The organism is Endozoicomonas sp. ONNA2 (assembly GCF_024606365.1).
In the GTDB taxonomy this organism is placed as follows: Bacteria; Pseudomonadota; Gammaproteobacteria; order Pseudomonadales; family Endozoicomonadaceae; genus Endozoicomonas.
This window is the reverse complement of the sequence record NZ_JAHHPO010000840.1, coordinates 1-4,933: the sequence shown is the minus strand read 5'-3', so window position 1 is coordinate 4,933 and position 4,933 is coordinate 1. Positions and strand designations below refer to the sequence as shown.

At 48.7% G+C, this 4,933-nt stretch carries 5 protein-coding genes; 3 read left to right on the top strand and 2 right to left on the bottom strand.

Translation table 11 applies throughout. From position 1 onward, the window contains the following. Positions 1–314: 314 nt before the first annotated feature. Positions 315–1,436: an alanine dehydrogenase gene (ald, locus tag KDK14_RS14960; RefSeq protein ID WP_257265974.1), complete on the bottom strand. Its 1,122-nt coding sequence runs from the start codon at positions 1,434–1,436 to the stop codon at positions 315–317. 468 nt (positions 1,437–1,904) lie between these two features. Between ald and KDK14_RS14955 the strand changes: the two genes are divergently transcribed. Then, complete coding sequence (locus KDK14_RS14955; RefSeq protein WP_257265973.1) at positions 1,905–2,675, top strand: sporulation protein; 771 nt, start codon at positions 1,905–1,907, stop codon at positions 2,673–2,675. A gap of 178 nt (positions 2,676–2,853) precedes the next feature. On the opposite strand, the gene KDK14_RS14950 is transcribed toward KDK14_RS14955, so the two are convergent. Beyond that, positions 2,854–3,705, bottom strand: coding sequence for a hypothetical protein (locus KDK14_RS14950; RefSeq protein WP_257265972.1), 852 nt, complete (start codon positions 3,703–3,705; stop codon positions 2,854–2,856). A gap of 72 nt (positions 3,706–3,777) precedes the next feature. Between KDK14_RS14950 and KDK14_RS14945 the strand changes: the two genes are divergently transcribed. Both KDK14_RS14945 and KDK14_RS14940 read left to right on the top strand, forming a co-directional pair. Next, positions 3,778–4,053, top strand: coding sequence for a hypothetical protein (locus tag KDK14_RS14945; protein ID WP_257265971.1), 276 nt, complete (start codon positions 3,778–3,780; stop codon positions 4,051–4,053). A gap of 365 nt (positions 4,054–4,418) precedes the next feature. Then, on the top strand, positions 4,419–4,811 hold the full coding sequence (locus tag KDK14_RS14940; RefSeq protein ID WP_257265970.1) for a DUF2237 family protein: 393 nt from the start codon (positions 4,419–4,421) through the stop codon (positions 4,809–4,811). Positions 4,812–4,933: the final 122 nt, after the last annotated feature.

The following is a 4,933-nucleotide window of genomic DNA, read 5'->3' as shown; positions in this document are numbered from 1 at the left end:
CCGAAAAGCTGGAACCACTTGTGCTTTTGCGGGCAGCGGGCGGCGGCATTTTCCCCGACTGAATGAAATGATGAAGTTATTCCGAGACAATTACTAAGTAGTTGGAAAATGGAATCGTATATTTATTAGTTAGCTACTCAGGCAAGTCGCAACGTAGGCAGCATAGCCGTAGCTATGTGACAAACACCAGGAAGTTGCAACGGAGCAGAGTGACTGACCACTTGGTCAGAAAGCATTTGGTTAACTACTCAGCCACACCCTACTGTGGGCAGGTGTGGAGATGTGACCTGGAGACAGCAATCATCGGACGTTGGCTAAATTTCAGTCAGCATCAGGGCTGCTGGTTTGTAAGGCAGATTTTGTGCCCGGGCAACATGCTCACAGGTAATAACACCGTTGCCAACATTCAGGCCTTCCAAAAGGAATGGGTTGTCTGCCAAAGCCTTGCGAGTGCCTTTGTTGGCAATCTGAAGAACATAAGGCAGTGTTGCATTGTTCAGGGCCAGGGTAGAGGTACGAGCAACCGCACCGGGCATGTTGGCCACACAATAATGAACAACATCATCAACGATAAAGGTCGGTTCGGCATGAGTGGTCGCTACGGAAGTTTCAGCGCAGCCACCCTGATCGATGGCTACATCGACAATGACAGAACCTGATTTCATCTTGCTAACCAGCTTGCGGGTAATGAGTTTGGGTGCTGCAGCACCGGGCAGCAGAACACCGCCGATGACCAGGTCAGCAGATACCACATGCTGTTCGATAGATTGGCTCGTGGAGTATACGGTACGAACACGGTTGCCAAATTGGGCATCCAACCGGCGCAGGGCATCCACTGAGCGGTCAAGTACTACCACCTCGGCACCCATGCCGATTGCCACCGTAGCTGCATTCTGGCCAACAACCCCGGCACCAATAATGATCACTTTTGCAGGTTCAACCCCGGGAACTCCGCCGAGCAGAATACCGCGTCCCGCCATGGATTTTTCCAGACAACGTGCACCCGCCTGGATCGACATGCGCCCGGCCACTTCAGACATCGGGGCCAGAAGGGGCAATCGGCCCTGAGCATCGGTTACGGTTTCGTAAGCGATACAGGTTGCTCCGGAATTGATAAGGTCTGTGGTCTGTGGCGCATCGGGTGCCAGATGCAGATAGGTGAACAGCGTTTGGTGGGGTTTCAGTCGAGTGCGCTCAACAGCCTGGGGCTCTTTTACTTTAACGATGAGTTCAGCTGCAGAGAAAACCGCTTCGGCAGTTTCCAGAATAGTAGCACCAGAGGCCTGATAATCCTCGTTAAAGAAACCTACGCCATTACCGGCATGATCCTCAACTAAAACTTCGTGTCCGTTGTGAACCAGCTCTTTGACAGCAGCTGGTGTAAGGCCCACGCGGTACTCGTGATTCTTGATCTCCTTCGGAATACCTATCCGCATATTCAGCTCCTTGATTACTTTAAATTGGGATATAACAATATTTAACATTAATTTTTGCAAAATTTTATCTTGAATATGAATTTTTATTGGTTTTTTTATCTTTAAAATATTTTTGACTAATTTTTTACTCTGTATTCAGGAAGAAATACCAGATTTCAAAATCAGCAGGACGTTTGTGAACTGTTCACTGAGTGGCTGCAAAGAAGTACTCTCCTGTTGTAAAAACTGACGTGCATGCCTATAGCTTCACATATCCAGGCAGCACCCGGAATAATTAATTACCCCGGACTCGCTACCTGGCTGAGTCAGTGAAGAGAGTTTGACGGGCAGGAAATGAGGCTTATCATGGGCAAATCTGGCCTGTAGTGGTATGAATTGTGTTCTGTCAGCAATGGTCACTGCACAGCCTTGCGGACTGATTTTGTTGTTTTTCGTTGTTGTATATCTATGTCACTACTGAAAAAAGCAATGGCGTCGCTGTCGATAGGCGCTGCAAAAGTGGATGCCGTGCTCGAGCAGCCAGAGTTGATTCCCGGCAAACGGGTGGATTTCACCATTCGGGTTAACGGGGGGGGAGCTGAACAACAGATTGATAACATCTATCTGAAAATCTGCTGCCAGTATTTTGTCGAGCTTGAAAAGCGTAAGAGCGGCGATGAAGGGACCGTCACTGAAAAGGTAAAAAAGACCTGCTCCTTGAGCCAGTGGTCATTGCCAGAAACCTTTATTATTGCTCCGGGTGAAGAACGAATATTCAATGCCGGTTTTATTTTGCCCCATAACACACCCATTACCCTTGGTGAAGGCAAGGTATGGCTGGAAACCGGACTGGATATCCAGTTTGCCATTGATCCTACGGATACTGACATGCTGGTAGTAAGGCCGGATGCATTGATGGCCGGTTTGTTCGATGGACTTACCAACTCAGGTCTACAGCTGCGCCAGGCTGAGTGTGAAGCCGCTACGGGCTTCGAACTGCCGTTTGTACAGGAGTTTGAATTTGTTCCGGTCTCCGGGACGTTTCTTGGCCGTTGGCGGGAGCTGGAAATCGTTGCCTGGCGTGATGATCAACAGCTTAAACTCTGGTTTGCAGTGGATCGTCAACAACGGGGTTTGCATGGCATGTTATCCGGGCTGCTCGGTAGGGGTGAATTGCATCGACATCTGGAAATGGCGGTGGATACTACGCCAGAAGCACTGGCTGAACAGGTGATCGCGTTTCTGGATGAGACATCCTGATTATTAATTAGCTGTCGTTAAACCGTGATATGAGTTTCTGTTTTTCATATTAGCGGATGGTTTTGGCAGGAAACCGGGAACTTGAGTAGCCCCCTCCGTTGTACCTCACATAGTACCAGCCCGGGTAGCCAGAAATATTCGATTCCATATGGCCAGCTACTTAAAGAAACTGGGCAGGTCACATTGGGTGCTGACAATTTCCGTAGGGTGAATTCAGGTGTGATCTCACTATTGCCTGTACGTCAGGGGTGTCTGGATATTCATTAAATAAATGCAGTATGGCTTCTGTGAAACCGACACACTGTTTCTCGGCAAGGCTGGTTTCAGAGTTGCGAGATATAAAGATGGATGATGGCAGTATGATCCCTCCAATGATTGCAAACAGATATGAGCTGTTATGCATAGCGGCCACCGCCGAAAAGCTACTGCCTGAGATTAAATAGGTGAATCCCCCGGTAATAAGGGCTAGAGCAAGGTTTATGCCAAGCATGGTGGCGACCGGGTAAGCAAGCTCATCCCAAGTCATTTTTGGTGCGCTGGCGTTTAGCCTGGCTGATATTGCTGCAAGTACTCCCAATGGCAGGCCAACCCACCATGTAGCAATTGTGCCCCAGAGCAGAGCATAAAGAACAGGTGATTCAGAGTTGTATACCCTTGGGAAATACCTCAGGGTGTGTGCTCCATGATGCGTAAGGTGCAGGTCAGAAAAATAGGCAAAATTGATCTGGGTGGTGACTAAATCATGGATTACCCCATATAAAATCGCAGCCATTACGGCCATTCCTGTGATTTTTCCGATTTCAATGAGTTCATCACCCATCGTAAATTCTCCTTCACCTCTTTTTTTATCTGAGATCTCAATAAATGTCTGGTATTTGTTTTGGATGCCGATTATGGTCTCGGGGTCAACATACATTGCCTTATCAAGAAGTGGTGCAAGTAATGCAGAATCCTGAGCCAGGCTTTCTTTAGACCATCCCGTACAGAGCAAAACAAGCAATGCGCCACAAATAACTTTTGGAATGTTCATTGTCCTTTGGCCTGGCAAGTGGTAAAAACTCCTGAGTCTCTACGGGAGACCCATTCGATCGATAAAATATAATTGACGTTTATATGGGAGCGTCAATATCATGGTTCTACTGGACGCCTCGGAAAGAGCGAACAGATTTTTACTGTTACCCGGGAAACCCAATCGGCCTCACCATTGCCAGAAAGCACGATTAGCCTTGCGTGGGTTATTGGTGGCCAGTGGTGTGTAGCTCGCAGTTACGCCCGGGTTATCAATGCCATCACCGGCAGTTACCTTGAGACCGGATTTGGTCAGCTCGTAATTCTCACCAGCAGTTTAGTACAATATTCGGGCTGTCTTAGACGGTGACAGCCTGTGATAGATCAGGAAGCTTATCGAACGGAATAAGCTCATCGGCTAAACCAAAGCTGGTGTGTGGCTCATCAGTCACCGCCTTGGTTGAACCGGCGGCCACAAGCGCCATCGACAGATTTGCTGCGGTAAAATCATGGGCGGGGCTGCCGGGATAGAGGAAATCCGACTGATAGTGTTGCGGTTGCTACCGCCGCCGTGATAGTTTTCAGTCCCTTTTTATCTTCCTCGAAACTGAATTGAAATTGGCTGACGTTGCCAACCGGCAGGGGATCATCAGCTGGAGATGCTTCCGGCACCGATAAAGCTCCGATCCAATGTAGACATGACTTTTCTCCTATCCTGTAGGTCATGGGTTAATCATGGGAGGGTTTCACATGGTAGAACTGGTGTTTGAACAGCCCAATGTGCTGGGTACTGAGTTAGAGACGTGTTGCCAAAGCCCAATGACTGGCTTCTTCCGGGACGGGTTTTGCCATACCTGTCTGGAAGATTCCGGTAGTCATACAGTCTGCGCCCGAATGACCAATGAGTTTCTGCAATTTTCCCTGTCCAAAGGTAATGACCTCATCACACCCAACCCTGATTTTGGTTTTCCCGGTCTGAAAGCCGGTGACCGCTGGTGTCTGTGTGCAACTCGCTGGGCAGAGGCCAATAACGCAGGTGTTGCCCCACCGGTTTATTTGCACGCGTCCAATATGGCAGCGCTTGAAATTGTTGAGTTGGCTACGCTGGAGCAATTGGCATTGGATTGATATTAAGGAATTGTCCCGGAATAACTTCATCATTTTATTCAGTCTGGGAAAATGCCGTCGCCCGCTGCCCGCAAAAGCACAAGTGGTTCCAGCTTTTCGGGAAGCGGGTAGCGTCTGTAGAA

What these genes read in the sequence shown, in the direction of transcription:
- ald (WP_257265974.1), bottom strand. Translation starts at nt 1,436, where the DNA reads ATGCGGATAGGTATTCCGAAGGAGATCAAGAATCACGAGTACCGCGTG.
- KDK14_RS14955 (WP_257265973.1), top strand. Translation starts at nt 1,905, where the DNA reads ATGGCGTCGCTGTCGATAGGCGCTGCAAAAGTGGATGCCGTGCTCGAG.
- KDK14_RS14950 (WP_257265972.1), bottom strand. Translation starts at nt 3,705, where the DNA reads ATGAACATTCCAAAAGTTATTTGTGGCGCATTGCTTGTTTTGCTCTGT.
- KDK14_RS14940 (WP_257265970.1), top strand. Translation starts at nt 4,419, where the DNA reads ATGGGAGGGTTTCACATGGTAGAACTGGTGTTTGAACAGCCCAATGTG.